General features: G+C 68.5%; 23 protein-coding genes and 1 pseudogene. 18 read left to right on the top strand and 6 right to left on the bottom strand.

Annotation, left to right across the window (positions count from 1 at the left end; translation table 11 throughout):
• Positions 1 to 75 precede the first annotated feature (75 nt).
• The 6 genes from boxA (at position 76) to pcaF (ending at position 6513) form a co-directional block, all read left to right on the top strand.
• Positions 76 to 1368 (top strand): benzoyl-CoA 2,3-epoxidase subunit BoxA, encoded by a 1293-nt coding sequence (gene boxA, locus AABN02_RS17390; protein WP_338416169.1) that lies wholly within the window; start codon positions 76 to 78, stop codon positions 1366 to 1368.
• 87 nt (positions 1369 to 1455) lie between these two features.
• Positions 1456 to 2484, top strand: coding sequence for a PDDEXK nuclease domain-containing protein (locus tag AABN02_RS17385; RefSeq protein ID WP_338416168.1), 1029 nt, complete (start codon positions 1456 to 1458; stop codon positions 2482 to 2484).
• Between the two features lie 33 nt (positions 2485 to 2517).
• Positions 2518 to 3309: an enoyl-CoA hydratase-related protein gene (locus AABN02_RS17380; protein WP_338416193.1), complete on the top strand. Its 792-nt coding sequence runs from the start codon at positions 2518 to 2520 to the stop codon at positions 3307 to 3309.
• Positions 3306 to 4853: a 3-hydroxyacyl-CoA dehydrogenase gene (locus AABN02_RS17375; RefSeq protein WP_338416167.1), complete on the top strand. Its 1548-nt coding sequence runs from the start codon at positions 3306 to 3308 to the stop codon at positions 4851 to 4853. Before AABN02_RS17380 ends, AABN02_RS17375 begins: the two co-directional genes overlap by 4 nt.
• Positions 4850 to 5290, top strand: coding sequence for a MaoC family dehydratase (locus AABN02_RS17370; protein ID WP_338416166.1), 441 nt, complete (start codon positions 4850 to 4852; stop codon positions 5288 to 5290). The genes AABN02_RS17375 and AABN02_RS17370 overlap by 4 nt, the downstream gene beginning before the upstream one ends.
• Before the next feature lie 20 nt (positions 5291 to 5310).
• Positions 5311 to 6513 (top strand): 3-oxoadipyl-CoA thiolase, encoded by a 1203-nt coding sequence (gene pcaF / locus AABN02_RS17365; protein ID WP_338416165.1) that lies wholly within the window; start codon positions 5311 to 5313, stop codon positions 6511 to 6513.
• Here the strand turns inward: pcaF and AABN02_RS17360 are convergent.
• From AABN02_RS17360 to AABN02_RS17340, 5 genes are all read right to left on the bottom strand, one after another.
• A complete protein-coding gene (locus AABN02_RS17360; protein ID WP_338416164.1) occupies positions 6480 to 8153 on the bottom strand; it encodes a diguanylate cyclase in 1674 nt (557 codons plus the stop codon). The two genes, pcaF and AABN02_RS17360, sit on opposite strands and share 34 nt — an antisense overlap.
• Positions 8150 to 9010, bottom strand: a complete 861-nt coding sequence (locus AABN02_RS17355; RefSeq protein WP_338416163.1) for a PhnD/SsuA/transferrin family substrate-binding protein — start codon at positions 9008 to 9010, stop codon at positions 8150 to 8152. The genes AABN02_RS17360 and AABN02_RS17355 overlap by 4 nt, the downstream gene beginning before the upstream one ends.
• Positions 9011 to 9093: 83 nt before the next feature.
• Positions 9094 to 11001, bottom strand: a complete 1908-nt coding sequence (locus tag AABN02_RS17350) for a methyl-accepting chemotaxis protein (protein WP_338416162.1) — start codon at positions 10999 to 11001, stop codon at positions 9094 to 9096.
• A gap of 152 nt (positions 11002 to 11153) precedes the next feature.
• Positions 11154 to 11393: a SlyX family protein gene (locus tag AABN02_RS17345; RefSeq protein WP_338416161.1), complete on the bottom strand. Its 240-nt coding sequence runs from the start codon at positions 11391 to 11393 to the stop codon at positions 11154 to 11156.
• 65 nt (positions 11394 to 11458) lie between these two features.
• Complete coding sequence (locus AABN02_RS17340) at positions 11459 to 11587, bottom strand: hypothetical protein (protein WP_338416160.1); 129 nt, start codon at positions 11585 to 11587, stop codon at positions 11459 to 11461.
• Positions 11588 to 11678: 91 nt separating this feature from the next.
• Between AABN02_RS17340 and AABN02_RS17335 the strand changes: the two genes are divergently transcribed.
• Entirely contained in the window at positions 11679 to 12275 is a 597-nt protein-coding gene (locus AABN02_RS17335; protein WP_338416159.1) for a DUF1566 domain-containing protein, read from the top strand.
• A 29-nt stretch (positions 12276 to 12304) separates the two neighbouring features.
• The gene (locus AABN02_RS17330) at positions 12305 to 13006 is read left to right on the top strand and encodes a fumarylacetoacetate hydrolase family protein (RefSeq protein ID WP_338416158.1); all 702 of its coding nucleotides are present in this window, start codon (positions 12305 to 12307) and stop codon (positions 13004 to 13006) included.
• 22 nt (positions 13007 to 13028) lie between these two features.
• Here the strand turns inward: AABN02_RS17330 and AABN02_RS17325 are convergent, their stop codons facing one another.
• Entirely contained in the window at positions 13029 to 14396 is a 1368-nt protein-coding gene (locus AABN02_RS17325; RefSeq protein WP_338416157.1) for an MATE family efflux transporter, read from the bottom strand.
• Between the two features lie 139 nt (positions 14397 to 14535).
• Here AABN02_RS17325 and xylB point away from each other — a divergent pair, with 139 nt between their 5' ends.
• The 10 genes and pseudogenes from xylB (at position 14536) to AABN02_RS17275 (ending at position 26483) form a co-directional block, all read left to right on the top strand.
• Positions 14536 to 16005: a xylulokinase gene (gene xylB, locus AABN02_RS17320; RefSeq protein ID WP_338416192.1), complete on the top strand. Its 1470-nt coding sequence runs from the start codon at positions 14536 to 14538 to the stop codon at positions 16003 to 16005.
• Positions 16006 to 16098: 93 nt separating this feature from the next.
• Entirely contained in the window at positions 16099 to 16389 is a 291-nt protein-coding gene (locus AABN02_RS17315) for a type II toxin-antitoxin system HigB family toxin (RefSeq protein ID WP_338416156.1), read from the top strand.
• Positions 16386 to 16796: a transcriptional regulator gene (locus tag AABN02_RS17310; protein WP_338416155.1), complete on the top strand. Its 411-nt coding sequence runs from the start codon at positions 16386 to 16388 to the stop codon at positions 16794 to 16796. The genes AABN02_RS17315 and AABN02_RS17310 overlap by 4 nt, the downstream gene beginning before the upstream one ends.
• A gap of 87 nt (positions 16797 to 16883) precedes the next feature.
• Positions 16884 to 20165, top strand: coding sequence for a leucine-rich repeat domain-containing protein (locus AABN02_RS17305; RefSeq protein ID WP_338416154.1), 3282 nt, complete (start codon positions 16884 to 16886; stop codon positions 20163 to 20165).
• 54 nt (positions 20166 to 20219) lie between these two features.
• The gene (locus tag AABN02_RS17300) at positions 20220 to 20468 is read left to right on the top strand and encodes a helix-turn-helix transcriptional regulator (protein ID WP_338416153.1); all 249 of its coding nucleotides are present in this window, start codon (positions 20220 to 20222) and stop codon (positions 20466 to 20468) included.
• 22 nt (positions 20469 to 20490) lie between these two features.
• The gene (locus AABN02_RS17295) at positions 20491 to 21834 is read left to right on the top strand and encodes a type II toxin-antitoxin system HipA family toxin (RefSeq protein ID WP_338416152.1); all 1344 of its coding nucleotides are present in this window, start codon (positions 20491 to 20493) and stop codon (positions 21832 to 21834) included.
• Positions 21835 to 21929: 95 nt separating this feature from the next.
• Positions 21930 to 23678, top strand: a complete 1749-nt coding sequence (locus AABN02_RS17290; protein ID WP_338416151.1) for an alkaline phosphatase D family protein — start codon at positions 21930 to 21932, stop codon at positions 23676 to 23678.
• A 71-nt stretch (positions 23679 to 23749) separates the two neighbouring features.
• Positions 23750 to 24001 carry a helix-turn-helix transcriptional regulator gene (locus tag AABN02_RS17285; RefSeq protein ID WP_338416150.1) on the top strand — a complete coding sequence of 84 codons (252 nt, stop codon included), beginning with the start codon at positions 23750 to 23752 and terminating at the stop codon, positions 23999 to 24001.
• Between the two features lie 11 nt (positions 24002 to 24012).
• Positions 24013 to 25148 (top strand): annotated as a pseudogene (locus AABN02_RS17280) (HipA domain-containing protein).
• Positions 25149 to 25265: 117 nt separating this feature from the next.
• Positions 25266 to 26483 carry a Fic family protein gene (locus AABN02_RS17275; RefSeq protein WP_338416149.1) on the top strand — a complete coding sequence of 406 codons (1218 nt, stop codon included), beginning with the start codon at positions 25266 to 25268 and terminating at the stop codon, positions 26481 to 26483.
• Positions 26484 to 26507 lie beyond the last annotated feature (24 nt).

Raw genomic sequence — 26507 nt, 5'->3', positions numbered from 1 at the left:
ACTGGCTGCGTACAAGGCATTGCACATGCTGACAGGGCCCCGCGGGGCCCTTCTTCACGATCTGGAGACACCCCCATGGACATGGCCGACACCGCAGTCATTCGCCAGCACCTCATCGACCCCGAGATCTGCATCCGCTGCAACACCTGCGAGGCGATCTGCCCGGTGGGCGCGATCACGCACGATGACCGCAATTACGTGGTCGATGCGGGCAAATGCAACCTGTGCATGGACTGCATCTCGCCATGCCCGACCGGCTCGATCGACAACTGGCGGGTGATGCCGCGTGTGCTGGCCTACACGCCCGAGGTGCAGCTTGAGTGGGATGAGCTGCCCGCCGAGCTGAGCCCCGAGCAGCTCGCCGAAGCGGGCGTGGCTGATGGCGCCACGGCCGATGTGGCGCCGGCCACCGTCTCGCTGCCCGCGGCGGCGGATGGTTCGACCGCGTTCAACAGCGCCCAGTACGGCGCCACCCTGCCGCCCTGGTCCGCGGCCCACGCCTACACCAACCTCTACGGCCCGAAGGCGCCCGAGAAGTCGGTCACCGCGACCGTGGTCGGCAATGTGCGCGTCACCGAGGTCGGCCAGCACGCCGGCAGCGACTACGACACGCACCACGTCGTGCTCGACTTCGGCGCGATGCCCTTCCCGGTGCTGGAAGGCCAGTCGATCGGCATCGTCCCACCCGGCGTCGACGCCAACGGCAAGCCGCACCACGCCCGCCAGTACTCCATCGCCAGCCCGCGCAACGGCGAGCGCCCCGGCTACAACAACGTCTCGCTGACCATCAAGCGCGTGCTGGAGGACCACCAGGGCCGTCCGGTGCGCGGCGTGGGCAGCAACTACATGTGCGACCTGCAGGTCGGCGACAAGGTGCAGGTGATCGGCCCCTTCGGCACCAGCTTCCTGATGCCGAACCACCCGAAGTCGCACCTCGTGATGATCTGCACCGGCACCGGCTCGGCCCCGATGCGCGCGATGACCGAATGGCGGCGCCGGCTGCGGGCGAGCGGCAAGTTCGAGGGCGGCAAGCTGGTGCTGTTCTTCGGCGCCCGCACCCAGGCGGAGCTGCCGTACTTCGGCCCGCTGCAGACCCTGCCCAAGGACTTCATCGACATCAACTTCACCTTCTCGCGCGAAGCCGGCAAGCCCAAACGCTACGTGCAGGACGCACTGCGCGAGCGCGCCGCGGATCTGGCGCCGCTGCTGAGCGATCCGAACGCGTACTTCTACGTCTGCGGGCTGAAGGCGATGGAGGAGGGCGTCGTGCTGGCGCTGCGTGATCTGGCGACGCAGGCGGGGATGAACTGGGACACGGTCGGCGCGGCGCTCAAGGCGCAGGGGCGGCTGCACCTGGAAACCTACTGATCTGCGGCAAATCCCGTATTGATTGGCCGACCGATCGGTCGACAATACGCCCTTTCTGGTCCTGCTCCGCGCTCCGATATGCACTCCATGGCTCCCCCGGACTATGTCCAATGGCTCCAGTCGCTCAAGGAGCAGATCCGCACAGCCCGCATCAAGGCGAGTCTGGCGGTCAACAGCGAGCTGATTCGCCTGTACTGGCGGATCGGCTCGGAGATCGTTGCCCGACGTGCCACCCAGCACTGGGGCACCAAGGTGCTGGAGCAACTGGCGAAAGACCTGCGGTCCGAGTTCCCGGACATGAAGGGCTTGTCGCTCACGAACCTCAAGTACATGGCCATGTACGCAGAGGCGTGGCCGGATGGCTCAATTGGTCACCAGCCTGGTGACCAAATTCCATGGAAGCACAACTGCCTCCTGATTGAGAAGATCAAGGACCGGCCCACCCGCGAGTGGTACATCAAGAAGACCACGGAGCATGGCTGGAGCCGCTCGATCCTGGAGATGCAGATCGAGTCCCAGGCGCACCGACGGTTCGGCGCTGCACAGACGAACTTCGAGCGCACGCTCCCGGCGCCGCAATCGGATCTGGCCCGCGACCTGCTCAAGGATCCCTACGCCTTCGACTTTCTCGGACTCACGGACGCCACCAATGAGCGCGCCATCGAAAAGGGACTGATCCAGCACCTGCGGGATTTCCTGATCGAGCTGGGCGTCGGCTTCGCGTTCGTGGGCAGCCAGTACAAGCTCGACATCGAGGGCGACGAGTTCTACATCGACCTGCTGTTCTACCACCTCAAACTGCACTGCTACGTCGTCATCGAACTCAAGAACACCGAGTTCAAGTTCGAGTACACCGGCCAGCTCAATGGCTACCTTGCGGCGGTGGACGACCTCGTGCGCGACCCCGCGCACGATGCCCCGACCATCGGACTCATCCTCTGCAAGAGCAAGAAGAAGACGATGGTCGAGTACGCCCTGCGGGGCGTGCAGACGCCGATGGGGGTATCGACCTACCGCACCGCGCTGCCGGATGCCGTGGCGCAGGCGTTGCCGAGCATCGAGGTGCTGGCCGCAGAGATCGAGCGGCTGCCGGACATCGGCGGTGATGCCGAGTAACTGATCGCCTGACTGACCGATTGACCACAAGGAATTCGTGTGACCACCCTGTCCATCACCTCCCGCCAACCCGGCGTCGCCCAAGTCACGATGGCCCGCCCGGCCGTGTTCAATGCCTTCGACGAGCAGATGATCGCCGAGCTGGACGCCGCCTTCACCCGGCTCGCCGCTGACGACAGCGTGCGCGTGGTCGTGCTGGCGGGTGAGGGCAAGCACTTCAGCGCGGGTGCCGACCTGCAGTGGATGCAGCGCGCCAGCACCGCCTCGGTCGAGTGGAACGTTGCTGATGCCCGCAAGTTCGCCGGGATGCTGGCGCGCATCGAAGCCTGCCCGAAGCCGACGGTGGCGCGGGTGCAGGGCGCGGCGCTGGGCGGCGGCGTGGGGCTGGCGTGCGCGTGCGACATCGCCATCGCGGCCGACAACGCCAGCTTCTCGGTCAGCGAGGCCAGGTTCGGCATCCTGCCCTCGGTCATCGGCCCCTATGTCACCAACGCGGTCGGCAAGCGCCACGCGCTGCGGCTGGCGCTGACCACCACGCGCATCGCCGCCGCCGAGGCGCTTGCCATCGGGCTGGTGCAGCAGGTGACAACGCTCGACGCGCTCGACGCCATGGTGAACGCCACCGTGAAGGAGCTGCTTGCCGGCGGCCCGAACGCGCAGCGCGAGATCAAGACGCTGTTCGGCCAATTGGAGGTCGGCCCGATCACGCCCGAGGTGCGCGAACTCACCGCGCAGACCATCGCCCGCGTGCGCGGCACCGACGAGGCCCGCGAAGGCTTTGCGGCATTCCTGGGCAAGCGGCCCGCCAACTGGATTCCCCAATGACGACCACGACCACGACGATGACCTCGATTCCTCCTTTGAGCCTCGCTCCGATGCTGGTCATCGGCGCCGGCATCATGGGCGCCGGCATCGCCCAGGTGGCGGCGCAGGCCGGCCACCCGGTGCTGCTGCACGACGCCCGCGAAGGCGCCGCCATCGAAGCCAAGGCCAAGCTTTCCAAGAGCCTCGACACGCTCGTCGCCAAGGGCAAGCTGACGGCCGAGGCGGTCGCGCAGACGCTCCTGCGCATCACGCCCGTCACGGCGATCGAGGAAGCGGCGCCGGTGCGGCTGGTGGTCGAGGCCATCGTCGAGAAGCTCGATGTGAAGCGCGCGCTGTTCAGGCAGTTGGAGGGCATCGTCGCTGCCGACTGCGTGCTGGCGACCAACACCTCGTCGATCTCGGTCACCGCCATCGCCAACGGGCTGGCGCACCCGGAGCGCCTGGTCGGCATGCACTTCTTCAACCCGGTGCCGCTGATGAAGCTGGTCGAGGTCGTCAGCGGGCTGCAGACCGCGCCGGCCGTCGCCGAGGCGATCTTCGATCTGTCGAAGGTGTGGGGCAAGACGCCGGTGCACGCCAAGTCCACGCCCGGTTTCATCGTCAACCGCATCGCCCGGCCGTATTACGCCGAGACGCTGGCGCTGCTGCTCGAACAGGCGGCCACCCCCGCGGTGCTGGACGCCTGCCTGCGCGCGGCGGGCTTCCGCATGGGTCCGTGCGAGCTGATGGACCTGATCGGCCACGACACCAACTTCTCGGTGACGCAGTCGGTGTACGAGGCGAACTTCTTCGACAAGCGCTTCGTGCCCTCGCTGGTGCAGCGCGAGATGGTCGATGGCGGCTTGCTGGGACGCAAGTCGGGCCGCGGCTTCTATGCCTACCCGAACGACGGCACGGCGCTGCCCGTCGCCGTGCACGAGGCGCCGAACACGGCGGGCGAGGTCACGGTGCACGGCACGGGCCCGATCGCTGATGCGCTGGAGCAGTCGGCCACCGCCGCGCTGTCGGCGCAAGGCTGGGGGCCGGCGCGGGTGACCGACAGCGGCTGGACCGGCCTGGAGATCGATGGCGCCCGGCTGATGCTGACCGACGGCCGCTGCGCCGCGCAGGTCGCCGCCGACACGGGCTGCCGCGACGTGGCGGTGTTCGACCGGCCGATGGTGCTGCCGGTGGCGGCGGGTGCGGCGCTGGCCTATGCGGTGGCTGGGGGGGCGTCTGCGGCGTGGCGCGGGCAGGCTGCGGCGTGGCTGGCGGCACTGGGTTTCACACCGCTGGCGCTGGCGGATGCGCCGGGGCTGGTCGTCGCGCGCACGGTGGCGATGCTGGTCAACGAAGCCGCGGACGCGGTGCTGCAGGGCGTGTGCTCGACCGCCGGCGCCGATGCGGCGATGAAGCTCGGCGTCAACTACCCGGCGGGGCCGTTCGAGTGGCTGGCGCGCTGGCGCGTCGCCGAGGTGATCGCGCTGCTGGAGGCGCTGGACGCACAGTACCGGGGTGAACGCTACCGCGTCAGCCCCTGGCTGCGCCGCACCCAAACAGCATGAAATACGCCGAATTCTTCCCCGGGCAGGTCATCGAGGCCGGCCCGTACCACGTCACCGAGGCCGAGGTGCTGCAGTTCGCTGGTGCCTACGACCCGCAGTGGTTCCACACCGACCCGGATGCCGCGGCGCAAGGCCCCTTTGGCGGCCTGATCGCCAGCGGCTGGCACACCTGCGGCATCGCGATGCGGCTGGTGGCGGACGCGGCGCTGGCCGGCTCGGAATCCTTCGCCTCGCCGGGGCTGGCCTACCTGAAGTGGAAACAGCCGGTCCGCCCGGGCGATGCGCTGCACGTGCGCGCCACGGTGCTGGAGACGCGCCGCTCGGCGAGCCAGCCACACCTGGGCATCCTGCGCTGGCGCTGGCAGCTCTTCAACCAGGCGGACACCGAGGTGCTCGACCTCGAAGCCACCAGCCTGTTCGACCTCAACCGCACCTGACCTGATCCGGACACACCACCATGACCCACGCCTACATCTGCGACGCCATCCGCACCCCTTTCGGCCGCTACGGCGGTGCCTTGTCGAGCGTCCGCGCCGACGACCTGGGCGCGGTGCCCATCCGTGCGCTGATGGCGCGCAACCCGAACGTCGACTGGGCCGTGGTCACCGACGTGCTCTACGGCTGCGCCAACCAGGCCGGCGAGGACAACCGCAACGTGGCGCGCATGTCGGCGCTGCTGGCTGGGCTGCCGATGGAGGTGCCAGGCGCCACGATCAACCGGCTCTGCGGCTCGGGCATGGACGCGGTCGGCTCTGCGGCGCGGGCGATCCGGGCGGGCGAAGCGGGCCTGATGATCGCCGGCGGCGTGGAGAGCATGAGCCGCGCCCCCTTCGTCATGCCCAAGGCCGAATCCGCTTTCAGCCGCAACAACGCGGTCTACGACACCACGATTGGCTGGCGTTTCGTCAACAAGCTGATGAAGGCGCAGTACGGCGTGGACTCGATGCCCGAGACGGCCGAGAACGTCGCTACCGACTTCAAGATCGAGCGTGAGGCGCAGGACCGCATGGCGCTGCGCTCGCAGCAGAACGCGGTGAAGGCGCAGCAGGCGGGTGTCTTCGACAGCGAGATCACCCCGGTCAGCATCGCGCAGAAGAAGGGCGATCCGGTCCTCGTCACCAAGGACGAGCACCCGCGCGAGACTAGCCTCGAATCGCTGGCCAGGCTCAAGGGCGTGGTGCGGCCGGACGGCACGGTGACGGCGGGCAATGCGTCGGGGGTGAACGACGGATCGTGCGCGCTGCTGCTGGCCAGCGAGGGCAGCGCCGCCCGCTACGGCCTGACGCCGCGTGCCCGCGTGGTCGGCATGGCGACGGCGGGACTCGCACCGCGCATCATGGGCTTCGGCCCGGCGCCCGCGACCCGCAAGGTGCTGGCACTGACCGGGCTGACGCTCGACCAGATGGACGTGATCGAGCTGAACGAGGCCTTCGCGGCGCAGGGGCTGGCGGTGCTGCGCGACCTGGGGCTGGCGGATGACGACGCGCGGGTGAATCCGAACGGTGGCGCGATCGCGTTGGGACACCCACTGGGCGCTAGCGGTGCGCGGCTGGTGACGACGGCGGTGAACCAGCTGCACCGCATTGGCGGGCGCTATGCGCTGTGCACGATGTGCATCGGGGTGGGTCAGGGGATCGCGCTGATCGTCGAGCGGGTCTGAGTCGGTTCATCGCCGCAGAGCACCCAGCCATTCTTGCCGCGCTGCTTGGCGCGGTACATCGCCCCGTCGGCGCAGGCCACCAGCTCTTCGCCGGACCGGGCGTGCAGCGGACTCAGCGCGATGCCGATGCTGCAGCCCACCTGCAGCACCAGCCCGGACGCCGTCGTGAAGCGCAGGTGCTCGACCGCGGCCACGAGGCGCCCGGCCAGGTGGCCCGCCGGTTCGGCCGGCAGACCGGGGCACAGCACGGCGAACTCATCGCCGCCCAGCCGCGCGGTGGTGTCGCCCGGCCGGGTTTGCGCGGACAGCGCGCGGGCGACGGCGACCAGGATCTCGTCGCCGGTGCGGTGGCCGCCGAGGTCGTTGGCGCGCTTGAAATCGTCCAGGTCGATGAACATCAGCGCGACCGGCGCCCTGTCCCGTGCGGCGAGCGACAGCGTGCGCTCCAGCGCCTCGTGCAGTCCGCGCCGGTTCAGCAGTCCGGTCAGCGCATCGTGCACGGCCTCCCAGGCGTGCTGCTGCGCCTGGCGCTCGAGGGTCACGTCCTCGTGGAACCAGAGGCAGCCGCTCGCGGCATTGCCTTCGGTGACCGACTGGCAGCGCTGGACGAGCAGGCGGCCGTCCACGGTGCGCAGTTCCCGCACGGTGGCGTCTCTGCGGCCGGTGGTCTGGCGCATCGCGTCCAGGTGGAGGGCATCCGCGGCAATGACCCGGTGGTGCAGCAGCGGCACCAGATCGTCCAGCCGCTGCCCGGCCAGCACGCCCGGCACGGCCCAGAGCTGCGAGAACGCGGCGTTGGCGTAGAGGATCTGCTGCTGCGCATCGACGAAGAGGATGCCGTGGCGCATCGCGCCGAGCAGCGTGGTGAGCCGGGCCTGCTCCTCGCGGGCGGCGATCAGGTGCAGGTGCTGGCGGTGTTCGCTGTCTTCGAGCGCGGCCACGCGCTGCTTGATCGTCGCGGCCATGGTGTTGAAACTGGCGCCGAGCCGGCCGATCTCGTCTTGCGTGACGACCGGCACGCTGACGTCGAAGTCGCCAGCGGCCACCTGCTGGCTCGCCCTGGCCAGCCGCGCCAGGTGGCGGGTGATCGCGAACGCGATGGCGGCGAACACCGCCATCGACAGCGCGAGCGCCGCCGCCGCGATGCCCATGCTATGGCGCAGAAAGGCATGGCGCGCCTCGCGCAGGCGCTCGGTCGACAGGCCCAGTTCGATCCGGCCCAGCGGCTGGTCGGCCAGCACGATCGGCACTTCCAGATGCAGCGTCGTGTCGGCGCGGTCGAGGTCGATCCGGCCCTGGTCACGCGGGGGCAGTGGCCGGTTCGGCTCCCAGCCCGAGGCGACCACCAGCTTGCCGCGGTGGTCCAGCAGCACCAGATAGCGGATCGGATCGTCGTTGCGCACGAGGTCGAGCGTCTGCTGCAGCGTGGCGTAGTCGCGCTGGGCCAGCGGTGCGGCGATGGCCTGGTCGAGCAAGGTGCCGACCTGGCGGGTCTGGTCGGCGGCTTGCGCGCTCAAGGTGCGTTCCAGCAGCCCGATGCTGCCGAGCTGCAGCACGGCCGCCGCGGCCAGCTGGACCAGTCCGCCCGCGGTGATCAGCTTCGTGCGCAGCGACCAGCCGGACCAGAACCGGCGTGTCATCCCGCTGGCGTGAGCGCGCGCCGGGTGGCGCTGACGTAGGGGTCCATCGATTCCATCAGGCCGGGCGCCGGCTCGCGGATGGCCGTGAACCCGCTCTTCTCGAAGAACTGGCGGCCTTCGTCGCTGCTGGTGGCGAAGCGCAGCAGGTGCTGGCGGATCGCCTGCGTGTCGGCGGCCGGCAGGCGCGGGCTGGCCATCACGATGAAGCCGGGCACCTCGGCGAAGGTGGTGAGGATCTGCAGTTGCGCGCGCACCGCTTCCGGCATCGCCCGGAACTCGCCGCCGCTGAGCATCGCCGCCGTCGCGTCCCCGCGCAGCACGACGTTGCCGACGCTGTCGTCGGTGGGGGTGTTGATGGTGCGGTAGTCGCGTTCGCGCTGCAGGCCGTTCTCGGCCAGCCACTGCAGACCGCGGAAGGTGACCAGCGACTGCGGGTTGGACAGCACCAGCGTCTGCCCGCCCAGTTCGTTGATGCGCTGGATCGGCCGGCTGCCGGCGTAGGCGAGCAGGCCCTTCATGTTCGGCAGGTAGGACAGCAGCGGCACGTAGCCGCGGTCGAGCTGCGCCAGCCGGGCCAGGTGCGCGCCGGTGACGACCACGTCGTAGCCCAGCGCGAGGGTGCTCTGGTGGAAGGCCTGCCAGCTGGGCGCGGTCGAGATCTGCACCGCGCGGCCGGTTTCGCGGGCCAGGTATTCGCGCATCGGCTGGTACTGGGCCAGCAGCACGCGGGCGCTGATGTTCGGCAGCACGCCGATCTCCAGCGGGCGGTCCGGCGATTGGGCTGATCCCGCGCGGGGCAGGGCCCAGCCGCAGGTCAGGGCCAGACAGAAGGTTCTGCGGTGCAAGTGGTCGCGCATGGTGGTCGGTATCCCTGGGTGCACATGGTCACTGTGGGGACTATCGTCCCGGCGAGGGCCAACTTGAATGCCTGTCGGCCAGGTCAGTTCGTTGCCAGACGGAACTGGCTGACCTCGCTGCTGAGCTGCCGGGCCTGCTCGGCCAGTTCGCCGGAGGCATTGCTGCTCTGCTCGACCAGTGTCGCGTTCTGCTGGGTGGCCTGGTCGAGTTCGCTCACGGCGGTGCTGATCTGCTGCAGGCTGTGGCGCTGGTGGCGGGCCGTTTCGGCGATGTCGCTGATCAGGCGGGAGACCTTGTCGGCATTGCCGACGATGTTCTTCATGATCTGGCCCGCGTCGGTCACGACCGTGGTGCCGTTGTGGACCTGGGTGAGGCTGGAGTGGACCAGCGACTTGATTTCCCTGGCTGCGGACGCCGAACGCCCGGACAGCGCCCGCACCTCGGAAGCCACGACTGCGAAGCCGCGACCATGGTCGCCGGCCCGCGAGGCCTCGACGGCCGCGTTGAGCGCCAGGATGTTGGTCTGGAAGGCGATGCCGTCGATGGTGCCGATGATCTCGCTGATCCGCACCGAGGCGACGCGGATGTCCTCCATGGTCCGGACCACTTCGGCGATGACCTGCCCGCCGCGCTCGGCCACCTTGGCATTTTCATGGACGCTGGTGGTCGCGGCTTCCACGGTTCTGGCGGCTGTGTCGGCCGTGCTGGCGATGTGGCTCATCGTCGCGGCGGTCTGCTGCAGGCTGACGGCGGACTGCTCGGTGCGGACCGACAGGTCGGCCGCGGCCGAGGCGATGTTGTCGCTCGATGCCTGCACCTGCGTGGCGCTGTCGATCACGATACCCACGGTTCGCCGCAGGCTGGCCTGCATCTCGCGCAGGTTCATCATCAGCTGTCCGGCCTCGTCGTTGCCCCAGGGGCGCGGCGCGGTGGTCAGGTTGCCCAGGCTGATTTCCTTCAGATGGCCGGCCACTTCGTTGAGACCCCCCGTCATCACCCGGTAGAACGCCAGCATCAGGTACAGCGCGATCGCCACGAACAGGATGCTGACGCCCAGCTCCAGGGCCCGTTCGCGCACCAGCCGGTCGATGCGTGCCTGGAGGCGGCGGTCGAGTTCCTCCAGGATCTGCCCGTTCAGCGTGTTCTGCTTGGCCACGATCGCATCGCCCAGCCGGGCGTAGGCCGAGACTTCCCCTTGGGCTTGCCCTGCCATGATCTGCTGGCGGACGGCCGACAGAAAGGCGTCAAAGGCTTCGTCCGTGCCCTTCATGTCGAACAGGCGGTCGGTCTGCGGGTCGATGCGGATGCCGGCCTGGTAGGAGGCCTCGACGTCGTCATCGAGGAAGCGCTGCACGGCGGTCCACTGCGCGATCTGTTCGTGCCGCGCGGTGCGCGCATCGTCGTTGGTCAGCATCAGCTGGCCCATCGCGTTGATCCTGGCGGTGTTCTCGGCCTGCCGGGGGCCGCGCAGCACCGCCACATTCATCATGTGGAAGGTGTCCAGATCCGGATCGAGGCTGAGCTGCGATCCGTCGGTGATGGTGGAGGCCAGCTTCAGCGCCGCATCGAGCATGTCGTTGTGGGCCTGGAAGGTGGCGTCCTGCGAAGCAGCGACCGGCGTCTGTTGCAGGGACTGCTGCTGTTGCCGGAAGGCCTCGTAGGCCTTCTGGTCGCTGAAGCGGGCGCCGGACGCGCGGTGCTGGCGCTCGATCTGCTCGGCGGCGGCGTTCAGCCGCTGCTGCAGCCCGGGGAGGTTGGCCGGACTCAGGACGGCGGCATGGCGCCGGGCCTGGGCCTCCTGGATGAAGGCGAAGACAGGACGCAGATACACCAGCCCCTGGCGTTCGGACTGGGCCACTGCGATCGACTGGCCACTGGCGTTCCAGAGCATCGCGAGGGCGTAGATCAGCGGAATCAGGAAGACCAGTGCGATCACCGCCGCCTTGGCCTTGAAACTGGACTGGCGAAACCAGCGTACCCCGGGTGACATCCACCCGTGGTAGCGAAAGTAGTCACCGAACACCCCTTGAGCAGCTTGATCTTGCTTCATTTTCGACCCGTCAGTTGGGCCACAGCGTAGCCGCGGTCGCCGGGTCCTGTTGGGTGGAAATGGTCCCCGTGTCCGAGGCTATTCCGGTCGGATCAGTAATGCGGCGGCAGTTCGTCGCGCAGACTGCGGAAGACGGGCACGCCGCTGTCGGCACTGTTCTGCTGGCGCAACTGGCTGACCTCGCGGGCGAGCGCGTCGAGCTGCTGCTGCTGGCGGATGATGATCTGGTTCAGGTGGTCGACCAGGTCCTCGGTGAAGCTGGCCTTGATCTCGAGATCGGTCAGGCGCTGGTCGAGGGCGTGGTGCGGGGGCTGCTGCTGCGGATGTTCCATGGCGCCATTGGACGCCAGATCCGCGGCAGGACGCCCGGGGAGGGCGCCCATTGGTTCAGGACACGTCACTTCTTGCGGCGCACCGGGGGAGCGGCCGCCGTGATGGTCGGGGGCGCGGCGCCGGCGGGCAGCGGTTTCGGCTGCACCTTCTTGGGCTTCTTGACCTCCTTGTTGCCGTTCTGACTCTTGGACATGGCAGTTCCTTGTGTGGTGGAGGCGTGACCCAGTATGGACCTGATCGGCCGTGCGGTTCAGCTTTCCGGGGGATCGGTCGAAGAAGTGGCCATGTCGACCCTCCCGCTCCACTGCCGGCCGCTGTGCGTGCTGACGCTCGTCCTGTTCGCGACCATGGCACAGGCGGGGCCGCCCATTCCGGCCGATGCACCGGTCCTCGTTCCCGCCGACCACGGCGCGCAGATCCTCGATCCCTACACGGGTCTGGCGTGGTCGCGCTGCGTGGAGGGCATGCGCTGGAATGGCCGGACCTGCACCGGGCGCCCGGTGCGCGTCAACCATGCGCAGGCGCTGGCCCTGGCGGCTGCGCGCAAGGGGGTGGACGGATTCGCCTGGCGGCTGCCGCGGGTCAACGAGCTGGAGCGGCTGGTGCACCGGTCGGGACCACCGCCGGGGCTGGAGCCGGCGCTGTTTCCCGCCGCACCCGCCGAGAGCCACTGGGCGATGACCGCCAGCATCGACACGAACATGATGCCGGTCAACCAGTACAACTACGCCAACATCCAGCGCGGCCGCACCGACGAGAACACCACCCAGCTGTCGTTTCTCCATGGTTGGGCCGTCAATCTGGCGACGGGCGAGGCGCGGGGCGACGTGCTCAAGCGCACCGAACTGCCGGTGCGGCTGGTCTGGGCGCTGCAGAACTGACATCATCGGCGCCTCAAGGAGCTGATTCGATGAGCCTCTACGCCTTCCCTCCCGAACCCCAGGTGGCCGTTCCGGTCGTCGGCCGCGACACGCTGTTCCCGGTGCGCCGGCTCTACTGCGTCGGCCGCAACTACGCCGCGCACGCCCGCGAGATGGGCTTCGACCCGGACCGCGAGCCACCCTTCTTCTTCTGCAAGCCCGACAACAGCATCGTCGTCGCGGCGCCGGGGCAGACGGTGGACTTCCCCTACCCGCCGCAGTCGGTCAACGTCCACCACGAGATCGAGCTGGTCGTGGCGATCGGGCAGGGCGGGCGCGACATCCCGGTCGATCAGGCGCTGCAGCATGTGTTCGGCTACGCGGTCGGGCTGGACATGACCCGGCGCGACCTGCAGTTCAAGATGCGCGACAAGGGCCGCCCATGGGAACTCGGCAAGGCCTTCGACCACTCGGCGCCGATCGGCCTGATCCATGCCGCCGCCGACATCGGTCACCCGGCGTCGGCCGCGATCTGGCTGCAGATCGACGGCGCCGACCGCCAGCGCAGCGACATCAATGCGCTGATCTGGTCGGTGCCCGAGGTGATCGCCAACCTCTCGACCTACTTCGAGTTGCAGCCTGGTGACTTGATCTACACCGGCACGCCCGAAGGCGTCGGCCCGGTGGAGCATGGGCAGGTGATGCACGGCGGCATCGACGGGCTGGGCGAGATCCGCGTGCGGGTGGTCTGAAGCCGCCTGCGCTGCACCGGGCTCAGAACCGGGTTTCCGCCCCCGGCGTGCGCATCCGCTGGTAGATCTCGCGGGCGTGCTGCACCCAGCCGTGGGTGGTCCAGCGGTGGTAGAGGATGCTGCCGCGGATCCACTCGTCGGCGGCGTAGGCGATGAAAATGCCGGGCAGGCCAAAGTAGCGGCTCAGCACCACCGAGCCGACACCGAGCACCAGGATCAGCGAGGCCATGCTCGCCGCCACCGGATACACCACGTCGCCGGTGGCCCGCAGTGCGCCCAGCACGACGATGTTGGCGACGCGGCCGGTCTCCAGCGCGAAGGCGATCCACAGCAGGGTCTGCGCTGCCTCGATGATGTTCGGGTCGCGGGTGAAGGCGCGCATCAGCCACGGCGCGCTGGCCGCCGCCAGCAGCGCGAGCGCGCCGGACGCCAGCATGCCGTTGCGCAGGCCCTTGCGCACGAGCTGGTGCGCGGTGCGGAACTCGCCGGCGCCGACGAGGTGGCCGACCATGATCTCGCAGGCCCAGCCGATCGACAGGCTCACCAGGACGACGTACTTCAGCGTCTGCAGCGTGTAGGCCTGCGCCGCCAGCGCCGGCACACCCAGCTTGGCCGCCGCCGCCAGCGACATCATGAAACCGATCCGGTAGACCAGCTCCAGCGACGCCGCCGGCACACCCGTGCGCAGCACCGGCATCAGCGAGCGCACGGGGCAGACCCACCAGTCGCGGCGGTGCGGCACCAGCTTCAGCCGCAGGCGCCAGAAGCGCAGGTGCATGAACAGCCCGACCACCCGGCTCACGATCAGCCCGACCGCATAGCCGTAGAGCCCCAGCCCGTCCCAGCTGCCCACGCCGCGCATCAGCACGAAGGCCAGCGCCAGGTGGACGCTGTGCATCACCAGCATCACGGTGAGCGTGTCGCGGGCGTGCAGATGGGCGCGCAGGATGGCGGCCATCGTCAGGTTGTAGGCCTCCAGCACCATCGCCAGCGCCAGCACCTGCATGTAGGGCGCCGCCAGCAGGCTGACGCCGAGCGGCGCGTTCAGCACATCCAGCGTCCACCCGTTGGCCAGCAGCATCCACCCCGCCACGAACGCCCCCGCCCAGGTGCTCGCCCCCAGCCCGACCAGCGCCGTGCGCCGCGCCGCCTCGGGCCGCTGGCCGCCCACCGCCTGCGTGATGCCCGCACCGACGCCGATCGCCAGCACGCGGAACAGCACGAACAGTGTCTCCATCACCTGGTTGGTCATGCCGAAGGCGCCGGCTGCCACGTCCGAGGTCTGCGACGCCAGCCACAGCCCGGCCATCGCCACGCTCATGCCGACCAGGAATTCACCGAGGATGGGGCCGGCGATGGCGTTCAGGCGCGGGCGGGTGTGGGTGTTCATGGTGGCGAAGGGATGGCGAGCGTGCGCTGGAAACGGTTCCATCCATTCTGGGGCGTCATCTTCGTGTAACCCAGCACCTTGTGGACACCAGGACACACACCTCCTCTTTGCGGACTTCCTTGTGAGCACTGACATGTACATGTACCTCGGCATCGACCTCGGCACGTCCGAAGTCAAGTTCCTGCTGCTCGACGCGCAGCACCAGATCCACGCCGTCGTCGGCGAGCCGCTGACCGTGCAGCGCCCGCAGCCGCTGTGGAGCGAGCAGGTGCCCGGCGAGTGGTGGGCGGCGACCGAGCGGGCGATGCAGCGGCTGAAGGCGGAACATGGGGTGGCGCTCGCGCAGGTGCGTGCGATCGGGCTGTCCGGGCAGATGCACGGCGCGGTGTTGATGGACGCGGCGGGCGAGGTGCTGCGGCCGGCGATCCTGTGGAACGACGGGCGCAGCGGGGCCGAGTGTGTGGAGCTGGAGGTGGCGTGTCCGCGGCTGCACGACATCGCTGGCAACCTGGCGATGCCCGGCTTCACGGCGCCGAAGCTGCTGTGGGTGCGCAAGCATGAGCCGGAACTCTTCGCCCGCACGGCGACCGTGCTGCTGCCCAAGGACTGGCTGCGCTTCATGCTCACCGGCGAGCGCGTCGGCGAGATGAGCGACGCGGCGGGGACGCTGTGGCTCGATGTCGCCGAGCGGCGCTGGTCGGCCGATGTGCTGGCCGCGTGTGGCATGACCGAGGCGCAGATGCCGCGGCTCGTCGAGGGCAGCGAGGTGTCGGGCGTGCTCAAGGCGGAGCTGGCCGAGCGCTGGGGCTTGCCGGCGGGTGTGGTGATCGCGGGCGGTGGTGGTGACAACGCGGCGAGCGCGGTCGGCATCGGCGCGGTGCGGCCGGGCGAGGGCTTTGTCTCGCTGGGCACGTCGGGCGTGATCTTCCTGACCAGCGACCGTTTCCGCCCGAACCCGGCCAGCGCGATGCACGCCTTCTGCCACGCGCTGCCCGGCACCTGGCACCAGATGAGCGTGATGCTCAGCGCCGCCAACGGCCTGCGCTGGGTCACGCACCTCGTCGGCGCGGCGAGCGAGGCGGCGCTGCTCGAACAGGTCGCGCAGATGACGCCGCAGCAGCGCGAACGCGCCCCGCTGTTCCTGCCCTACCTCAACGGCGAGCGCACGCCGCACAACAACCCGCACGCGCAGGGCTGCTTCTTCGGGCTGACGAATGACCACGATGTGGCGGCGCTCGGGTATGCGGTGGTCGAGGGTGTGACCTTCGGGCTGCTGGATGGGTGGCACAGCCTGGGCGTGCAGCCGGGGGAGGTGGCGAGCCTGTCGCTGGTCGGCGGCGGGGCGCGCAGCGCGCTGTGGGCGCAACTGCTGGCGAGCGCGATCGGGGTGCCGATGGTGACGCGGCGGGGGGGCGAGGCCGGCGGGGCGCTGGGGGCGGCGCGGCTGGCGTGGCTGGCGGATGGTGGTGCGGTGGAGGAGGTTTGTCCTGCTCCCGAAATCGCCGCGACCTTTCAGCCAGATGTCGCCGAAGCGGAGATGCTGGGCGGGCGCCACAAGCGGTTCAAGGCGTTGTACCGGACGGTGGAAGGGCTGTTCCCCGCGGCCTGACGCCAGCACGTCGCTACCCCTACCGTCATGCCCGCGCACGCGGGTATCCACGCACAGCTGTGATTTAATCTCAATTTGAGATATAGTCGCCCTATGCCGATGAAGCTCATCTCCAACAAGGCGCTGCGCGAGTTCGCGGAAGAACACCCCGACGCGCACCAGCCCTTGCAGGACTACCGCCGCAAGATCGAGAAGGGCGACTACGAGAACTTCTCGCAGTTGCGAGCGGTGTTCCCGGCGGTGGACAAGGTGGGTGAACGCTACGTGTTCAACATTGGCGGCAACAAGTACCGGCTGATCGCGGGCGTGGATTTTGCTCGGCGCACGGTGTGGATCAAGGCGGTGCTCACACACACCGAATACGACAAAGGAGCCTGGAAATGAACCTCTCCGATATCTCGACGCACTGGGTCGCGCTGCATGAGGCGCTCGGCTTGGGCACCCCGATCGCCGATGAAGCGCACTACGAACAGATGCTCGCGGTCGTGGACCAGCTTTTCGATGCCGTGGCTGCCGATCCGGCGCACCCGCTGGGTGGGTTAGTCGAGATCCTGGCCGACCGCATCCGTGAGTACGAACACCGCGTCCATCCATGGCCCGACACCAGCACGCCGGCCAGCGTGCTCGCCAGCCTGATGGAAGAGCACGGGCTGCGGCAATCCGACCTGCCCGAGATCGGCTCGCAAGGTGTCGTCTCCGAGGTGCTGGCCGGCAAGCGGCGGCTCAATCTGCGGCAAGTGCAGGCGCTGGCGGCACGGTTCTCGGTGCCGATGGAGATGCTGGCCGGATGACCTCTCCGCCTCTTCCCGCCGCACGAGCCGCAGACTTACCATCTGCGGCTTGTTGGTTTGTGGGCGCGATAAAACAGGGGGCGGGCGATGGCGGGTGACTACGAAGAGGCGGAGCGGCGGATTGCCGAGGCGAAGGCCAGTGGAGCCAGTGAGCTTTTGCTGAGAGGGCTCGACATTGAGAGGCTGCCAGACGATCTCGGGGCGTTGACTGATCTGGAAACCCTGGATCTGCGCGGGTGCCAGAAGCTGACTGATATCCGGGTACTGGCGCAGCTCATCGGGCTAAAAACTTTGCTTTGTGGTCCGGATAGAGGTGCAGAGGATTGGTGGGACCAATCATTTCCTCTGTTCGACATCAAACCGTTGTCTGGCCTGACGGGCTTGCAGCAGCTCTACCTGCGCGGGTGCAGCCAACTGACGGATGTGAGCGTGCTGAGCAGCCTGACGGGCCTGCAGCAGCTCGACCTGCGCGAGTGCAGCCAACTGACGGATGTGAGCGAGCTGAGCAGCCTGACGGGCTTGCAGCAGCTCGACCTGAGCGGGTGCAGCCAACTGACGGATGTGAGCGTGCTGAGCAGCCTGACGGGCTTGCAGCAGCTCGACCTGCGCGAGTGCAGCCAACTGACGGATGTGAGCGGGCTGAGCAGCCTGACGGGCTTGCAGCAGCTCGACCTGAGCTGGTGCCGCCAACTGACGGATGTGAGCGGGCTGAGCAGCCTGACGGGCTTGCAGCAGCTCAACCTGAGCCAGTGCAGCCAACTGACGGATGTGAGCGGGCTGAGCAGCCTGACGGGCTTGCAGCAGCTCGACCTGATCTGGTGCCGCCAACTGACGGATGTGAGCGTGCTGAGCAGCCTGCCGGGCTTGCAGCAGCTCAACCTGAGCGGGTGCGGCCAACTGACGGACGTGAGCGTGCTTAGCACCCTGACGGGCCTGCAGCAACTCGACCTGAGTGGGTGCGGCCAACTGACGGACGTGAGCGTGCTCAGCACCCTGACGGGCCTGCAGCAACTCAACCTGAATGGGTGCTACCAACTGACGGACGTGAGCGTGCTCAGCACCCTGACGGGCCTGCAGCAGCTCGACCTGGGTTGGTGCGACCAACTGACGGACGTGAGCGTGCTCAGTACCTTGGCGGACCTGCAAGAGCTCAATGTGTACGGCTCCGTGCCGTTACCCGTTGGCATCCGAGATTTGCCACTGACGTGTTGGCCGGCGCTGGAGAAACTGTATGCGAATCGGCTGACTGGCGCCCCGGTCGAGTTGGGTTCAGAGAGTCAGTACAGCGACAACTGCTTCCCCCGTGTCAGTGCTTGGCACCGCGACCTCGCCGCCGGCATCGCCCCCAACGCCGACCTGAAACTCTTCGTCCTCGGCAACGGCCGCGTCGGCAAGACGCAGATCTGCCGCCGACTGAAAGGCGAGGGATTCGATGCGTCTATCTCGTCCACGCATGGGATCAGCCTCGGCCAAACCCGTCTGATTGACGGCGACACCGAGGCCGATCCACCCGAGCAAACCGTCGATCTCCGCTTCTGGGACTTCGGCGGCCAGGATGTCTATCTGGGCACGCACGCGCTGTTCCTCGACGACCGTGCGGTGTACGTGATCGCGTGGACGCCAAGCCACGAGAACACCGACGAGTTCGAGGAAAACGGCGTGCCGATGCGCAATCGGCCGCTGCGGTACTGGCTGGAATATGTGCGCTCGCTGGCTGGACCAAGCGCACCGGTGATCGTCGTGCAGACGCAGTGCGATCGCGAACGCGATGTGAGCAGCGCGCCGCCGATACCGGCCGACCATGGCTTCGAGCGGCTGCGCGTTGCCGATTGCAGCGCCAAGCGTGGCGATGGCATGGCGCGGCTGATGCTGGAGCTGAAATCTGCGGCGCGGTATCAACTGGAACGGTACGGCGAGGTGCAACTGCCGGCTAACTGGGTCGCGGTCGGCGATGACCTGCGCCGGATGCGCGACGAGCAGGGGATTCGGACGCTGCCCCGCGACGCATTCGAGCGCCTGTGCGTCGAGCAGCACCAGACCGCCGTGCCGGGCGTCGTGCTGGAGTATCTGCACCGCAGCGGGCAGGTTTTCTGGAAAGAGGGCGTGTTCGGCGATCAGGTCGTTCTGGATCAGGCGTGGGCGCTGGACGGGATGTATGCGGTGCTGCACCGGGATTCGGCGCTGCCGCTGATCCGCCAGCAGCACGGGCGGTTCACGCCGCAACTGCTGGCGCTGCTGGTCTGGCAGAACCGCACCGAAGAAGAACGCAAGCTCTTCCTGTCGATGATGGAAAAGTGCCAGACGTGTTTCAAGATCGCAGCGGACACGTATGTCGCCCCGGCGCTGCTGCCGCTAGAAAACGCGGTGGCGTGGCAGATCGCTGGCATCTGGCAAGGCGCCGAAGCCAAAGCCGAGGTGAAACTGCATTACGCCTTTCTGCACGAAGGCGTGCTGCGGGCGCTGCTGTGCGGCATCGGCGCACGCGCAGGCGTGCAGGCCGTTTACTGGCGCTACGGCGTGTGTTTCTACGACCAGAAGGCCGCAGGCGTCGTGTGCATCCGCAGCGAATTGCCGGACCCGAGCGGGCAGGGCGGCGGGTGGATTTCGGTCGAGACGACCGGGGCGAATGCGGCGGCGCTGGCGCGTGAGGTTGTCGATTCAATCGAGCGAATCAACATTGGTGCCAAGCCGGACGTGGTCTGGCGTGACGAGGCACTCGCTGAGCCGCGAGGCATGCGAGATGTGCCGAGTGAGGCTGCGCCGTTCGCTGCGTTACAGCCGGGGCCGCTGCCGCTAGCCGAGGGCGAACCGCTGCCGGTGTATGTGTCCTATGCTTGGCGCGGCGAGAGCGAACAGCTAGTCGACGGCTTGGAAGCCAAGCTCGCCGCCAATGGCTACGTGCTGCGCCGTGACAACCGCGAGATGCGTCCCGGACATTGGATTTCGGATTTCGAACGCGAGATCGCGAATGCCGATCGTGTCATCGTCGTCCTGAGCAAGCGGTATCTGGAGTCGATCTACTGCATGCAGGAGCTGGTCCACCTGCACGCCCAGGTGCTGGGTGATCGGGCGCGGTTCCATGGCAAGGTCATCGCCATCCCGCTGGACGAAGTCAACATCGCGGACCCGTGTGACCGACTCGATTGCACCCTGCACTGGCAAGGCGAACACGAGAAGCTGGAGGCCAAACTCGCCAAGGTGAAGATGGCCCAGGTCGGCGATCTGACCCGTCTGCGACTCTGGGCCATCGACGACATCCAGAAGAAGGCGGACACCATCCTGGGATGGATCGCCGACGTCCTGATGCCCCGCGGGGCTGCAGGCATTGACGCAGCACTCACCCTGCTCGAAGGTCGCACAAGGAACTGAATATTCCCATTAGGAATAAACCCGTTTTATTCCAATAAAGAATAAAATGCCCCCATGAAGCACCTCCTGCGCACCACCTACCAGATCGGCCAGTTGCTGCAATCGGCCCGCAAGCGCGCCGGCTGGTCGCAGACCGAACTGGCCGTGCGCGTCAACCTGAGCCAGTCACGGCTGTCGAAGCTGGAGCAGAACCCGGGGTCGATGACGGTCGAGCAACTGCTGGCGCTGTGCGGGAGCCTCGGGCTGGACCTGACGCTGCAGGTGCGTGGAACGGACGAGCCGGCGACCCCGGCCGAGTGGTGAGCGGGTCGAGACGAGGTAACGCATGGCCCGCCGATCCAAGTCCCAGGCACTGTCGATCTGGTCCAACGGCGAGCGGGTGGGCACCTGGCACCTGCCGGCGAGCGGCCCGATGGAACTCCGCTACGACGCTGCCTGGATGGCCTCGCCCCAGGGCCGGCCGCTTTCGCTGTCCCTGCCGTTCCGGGCGGATGACGCGCCGCATGTCGGCGAGCAGGTCGGCCATTACTTCGAGAACCTGCTGCCCGACAGCGACGAGATCCGCAGGCGTCTGGCGAGCAAGTTCAGGACGGCATCGATTGGCGCGTTCGACCTGCTGCAGGCCATCGGGCGGGACTGCGTCGGCGCGGTGCAGTTGCTGCCCGAGGACGACACGCCGAGCGGTTTCGACCGGATCGAGGGCACGGTCCTGGATGACGAGGCGGTCGAGCAGTACCTGAGCCGCGTCGTGGCGCCTGTGGCTTTGGGGATGCACGATGCCGACGAAGACGACTTCCGGCTGTCGCTCGCAGGGGCGCAGGAGAAAACCGCGCTGCTGCGGCACCAGGGCCAGTGGCTGCGTCCGCACGGCGCCACGCCGACCACCCACATCCTGAAACTCCCGCTCGGGCTGGTGGGCAACAGCCGGGTGGACCTGTCGTCGTCGGTCGAGAACGAATGGCTGTGCCTGAACCTGCTGCGCGAATACGGCTTGCCGGTGCCGTCGTGCGAGATCCTGACGTTCGGGGCACGGCGTGTGCTGAGCGTCGAGCGGTTCGACCGGCGGCTGCACCCGTCAGGGCAATGGTGGCTGCGGCTGCCGCAGGAGGATTTCTGCCAGGCGCTGGGCTTGCCACCGCACCTGAAATACGAATCAGACGGTGGCCCCGGCGTGCGTGACCTCGCGCAGATCCTGCGCCAGTCCGACGAGGCGGCGCGCGACACCGAGACGCTGCTCACGGCGCAGCTCCTGTTCTGGCTGCTCGCCGCGCCGGATGGCCACGCCAAGAACTTCAGCCTGCACCTGTTGCCTGGCGGGCGTTACCGGCTGGCGCCGCTGTACGACGTGATGTCGATCTGGCCTGTTGAGGGTGCAGGGCCGAACCAGTGGTCGTGGCACAAGGCCCGGTTGGCGATGGCGGTGGTGGGCAAGCGCCGGCACTACCACTTCAAGGAGGTGCAGCGGCGGCATTTCAACGCGATGGCGCAGCACTGCGGGCACGGGCGCGATGCCGAGGCCCTGATCGAGCGGGTGCTGGCGGCGACGGATGACGTGGTGGAGCGGGTCGGTGCACGACTGCCGATCGGGTTTTCGGCGCGCGTGTTCGAATCGGTGACGCAGGGGCTGGTGCGGATGGCGGCGTCGCTGCGGCGGATGCCGGGGCACTGAGTGGCTTCGCACACCTTGGTGCGTAACCCACCGTCACGCGGCCATCACGCCAGTCGGTTAGCGTCCGGGCATCCTTCTTCCCGCCAAAGACCGCCATGCACCACGCTGACCCGCCGTCCAACGACCGCCGCTCTTTCGTCCGCGACCTCGCCCTCGGCGGCCTCGCGCTCGGCACGCTTGGCCTGAGCGCCTGCGGCGGTGGTGGCAGTGACACACCGGCCCCCACGCCCGCCGTCGCCACGCCCACCGTCGCCTACGCCCACGGCGTCGCCAGCGGCGATCCGCTGTCCGACCGCGTGATCCTCTGGACCCGCCTCACCCTCGCCCAGACTTTGGTGGCCGTGGAATCCGTCACCGTCGCCTGGGAAGTGTCCACCACCGCCGCCTTCACCACCCTCGTCGCCAGCGGCACCACCACCACCGACGCCAGCCGCGACTGGACCGTCAAGGTCGACGCCGCCGGCCTGCAGCCCGCCACGCGCCACTGGTACCGCTTCAAGGTCGGCACGCAGGTCTCGCTCGTCGGCCGCGCCCGCACGCTGCCGGTCGGCGCGGTCAGCCAGGTGCGGCTGGCGGTGTTCTCCTGCGCGCACTTCGCGGCCGGCTACTTCAACGTCTACGCCGCCGCCGCGCAGCGCGACGACCTGGACGCGGCGCTGCACCTCGGCGACTACCTCTACGAATACGGCCGCGACGGCTACGCCAACGAACAGGCCGCCGCGCTCGGCCGCCTCGTCCTGCCGGCGACCGAGCTGCTGACGCTGGCCGACTACCGCCAGCGCTACGCCCAGGTCCGCGCCGACGCTGACCTGCAGGCCCTGCACGCTGCCGTGCCGATGATCGCCGTGTGGGACGACCACGAAGTCGCCAACGACACCTGGCGCAACGGCGCCGACAACCACTCCGCGGCCACCGAAGGCGCCTTCGCCGACCGCCGCGCCGCCGCCGTGCAAGCGTGGCACGAGTGGCTGCCCGTGCGCACGGGCGCGGACCGGCTGTCGATCTACCGCAGCTTTGCCTTCGGCGACCTGCTGGCGCTGCACATGCTCGACACCCGCGTGCTCGCCCGCGACCAGCAGCTCGACTACGCCAGCTACCTCACCGCCACCGGCCTGAACGCCGCCGCCTTCACCACCGCGATCTCCGACCCGGCGCGCCAGCTCATGGGAGCGACGCAGACCGCGTGGCTGCAGGGGCAGATGAGCGCCTCGTCCGCGACGTGGCAGGTGCTGGGCCAGCAGGTGCTGATGGGCCGCATGAACATCCCGGCGCCGATCCTGCTGGACGCGCTGGTCCCCGGCGCGGGCGTCAGCGTCTCGGCCTACGCGGCGATCGTCAACAAGGCCCGCACCGCCCCGGCCACGCTCACCGCGACCGAACAGGCGGTCCTCATGCAGCCGAGCGTGCCGTACAACCTGGATGCGTGGGACGGCTACCCGGTGGCGCGCGAGCAGGTGCTGGGCCTCGCGCGGGCGCAGAACAAGAACCTCGTCGTGCTGGCCGGCGACACGCACAACGCCTGGGCCAGCGACCTGCAGGACGCCAGCGGCAACGCGGTCGGCGTCGAGTTCGCGACCAGCTCGGTGACCTCACCCGGCTTCGAGACCGTGCTGCCGAACGAGAACCCCGCCGTGCTCGCCGCCAGCCTGACCGAGCTGATCGGGCCGCTGGTCTACGCGGACACGGCGCGCCGCGGCTACCTCGTGGTGACCGCCACGCCGGCCGAGTGCCGCGCCGACTGGGTCTACGTCAGCACGGTGACGTCGCGGACGTACGCGGTGGTGTCGGACAAGGCGCTGCGGGTGCTGCCGGGGGTGGGGAACCGGAAGGTCGTGGCGGTATGAGGTGAGTCTGCAGGGTATGCCTGATTCGGCATGAATTGCCTTTATGCTCCATGAGGCATATCGTGTGCCGCATGGATTACCTCCTCCAGACGCCCAGCCAGCTCTCCCTCCACCTGCGTGACCTGCGCCAGTCGAAGGGCTGGAGCCAGGCGCAACTCGGTCAGCGCCTCGGCGTCGGACAGAGCCGTGTGGCACGCATCGAGCGCGATCCGACGGCGATCAGCGTCGCGCAGTTGTGCCAGGTGCTGGCGGTGCTCGGGGTGCAACTGGTGTTGCGGCCGACCGGCGAAGGCGCGGCGGCTGCGTCTGACGCCGAGTGGTGAGCGGGGTGGCCATGGCGACCGCGCTGCGGGTGTGGATGAATGGCGAGTCCGTCGGGCTGTGGACGGACGTGCGCGGCGCTGCCATGTTCCGCTATGACGCGGCGTGGGCGCACTCCCCGAACGGGCGGGCGCTGTCGCTGTCCCTGCCGATCACGCCGGGCCTGTCCGAGATCCGCGGCCCGGTGGTCACGCACTACTTTGACAACCTGCTGCCCGACAGCGAGACGATCCGCGCCCGGCTGCGTGCGCGCTTCGGCATCACGTCGCGCGCCTGCTGTCCGCCGTGACGGCACCCGCCGCGCCGGACGATGACGCCGACGAGTTCCGGCTTTCGATCGCCGGTGCGCAGGAAAAGACAGCGCTGCTCTGGCACGACGGCCACTGGCGCCGCCCGCATGGCGCAACCCCGACGACGCACATCCTGAAGCTGCCGCTCGGGTTGGTCGGCAATCTGCGCGCGGACATGCGGGACTCGGTGGACAACGAATGGCTGTGCGCGCAACTGCTGCAGGCGCTGGGGTTGTCGGTGGCGGAGACCTCGATCGGGCAGGGGGCGGATGCCTGGATTGCCCGGCTGCCGCAGGAAGACTTCTGCCAGGCGACCGGCACACCACCCGACCGCAAGTACGAAACCGACGGCGGCCCGACGATGGCGACCTGCCTCGGTCTGCTGTCCGGCAGCACGCAGGCGCTGGCGGATCGCGGCCATTTCCTGTGCACGCAGCTCGCGTTCTGGCTACTGGCCGCGACCGATGGCCACGCCAAGAACTTCTCCCTGTTCCACCAGCGCGGCGGCGGTTTCCGGTTGACGCCGCTCTACGACGTGCTGTCGGCGTGGCCGATCATCGGCGAGGGCGCTGACCGGCTCTCGCCGCGCCGGGCGCGGCTCGCGATGGCCGTGCGCACGCGCAATGCCCACCACCGGCTGCGCGAGATCCAGACGCGGCACTGGCAGGCGCTGGCGCTGTCCGTCGGCGGCGAAGCCTTGTGGGCGGAGATGGTGGCGCTGGTCGAGGGGGTGGACTCGGCGATTGCGGTGGTGCAGGGGCTGCGGCCGGCGGACCTGTCGGGCGGGGTCTGGGAGGCGGTCACGCAGGGGATGCGGGAGCAGGTGGGGCGGTTCATGCGGGGGGTGGTGACCGGCTGATCGAATGGTTCCGGCAAATTCGTAGTGCCTGGCATTCAAGTTGGCAAGACACTTGGCATGAAAGTAAAAAACTGCTTGATTGACAATCAGTTGAGCATGCCATGATGTTGGCAAACCATGGGCACGCTCTACGACTCCATCCACCAGTTCGAGCCACTGCTGCCGTCCGACGCCGCGCAGTCGCCGCTGCTGTCACAAGCCCATGACCTGGCGCGGTCGGCGCTGGGGCTGGCGGGTTCAGCCGTGCCGACCGAGCTGCGCCGCCTGCTGCGCAGCATGAACTCGTACTACTCCAACAGCATCGAGGGCCAGCACACGCGCCCGTTCGAGATCGAGCAGGCGCTGCGGCGCGATTTCTCCAGCAACCGCGAACTGGCCGCCCGACAGCGGTTGGCGGTGGCGCACATCGAGACCGAGGGGGTGCTGGAGTCGCACTACACCGGTGCCGACGGTGCGCGGCGGCTCTACAGCGCCGAGGCCGTGCAGGACATCCACCGCGAACTGTTCAGCCGTCTGCCGCCCGAAGACCTGCATCCCGACGCCAGCCCCGCGGTCGAGCCGGGCGCCCTGCGCACCCGCGAGGTCAGCGTCGGCCGCCACATCGCCCCGGCGTGGCAGGCGGTGCCGACCTTCCTGACCCGCTGGGCCGAGGTGTACGGCAACACCCGCCGCGGTGAAGCCGCCTTGCTGGCCCTGGCCGCTGCGCACCAGCGGCTGGGCTGGATCCACCCGTTCGTCGATGGCAATGGCCGGGTGATGCGGCTGCACACGCACACGATGCTGGCGGCGCTGGGCTACACCGGAGGGCTGTGGTCGCCGCTGCGGGGTTTTGCACGCAGCACCGACCGCTACTACGCGCTGCTGGCGGCGGCCGACGAATCGCGCCGCGGTGATCTGGACGGCCGGGGCAACCTGAGCCAGCGGGCGCTGGTGGACTGGATCGGCTACGTGCTGTCGGTCTGCCAGGATCAGGTGGCGTTCATGTTCGGGCTGCTGCGCCTGGGCGACATGGAACGCCGCATCGCCGCCTGCCTCGCCTTCGAGGAGCAGACGCTGCGCTCGGGCGTCCGGATGGCGGCGTTGCGACCGCTGCATTACCTGTTTGTCACCGATGGGGCACTGGAGCGCGGCGAGTTCAAGCAGATGACCGGCCTGGGCGAGCGCACGGCGGGGTCGCTGTTGCGGGCGATGTTGCAGCGGGGTTTGCTGGGCAGTGACACGCCGCAAGGGCGGGTGCGTTTCGGGTTGCCGTTGCATGCACTGCGGTTCTACTTTCCGGCGTTGTGGCCGGAGGCTGAGGCGGATGATGGGGATCCGCTGGGCGGGGTCGAGTGAAGCTGGTTTGACGGTGTTTCTGGC

This window comes from uncultured Sphaerotilus sp., assembly GCF_963924895.1.
Lineage (GTDB): Bacteria > Pseudomonadota > Gammaproteobacteria > Burkholderiales > Burkholderiaceae_C > Sphaerotilus.
This window is presented reverse-complemented; position numbering and strand designations above follow the sequence as displayed.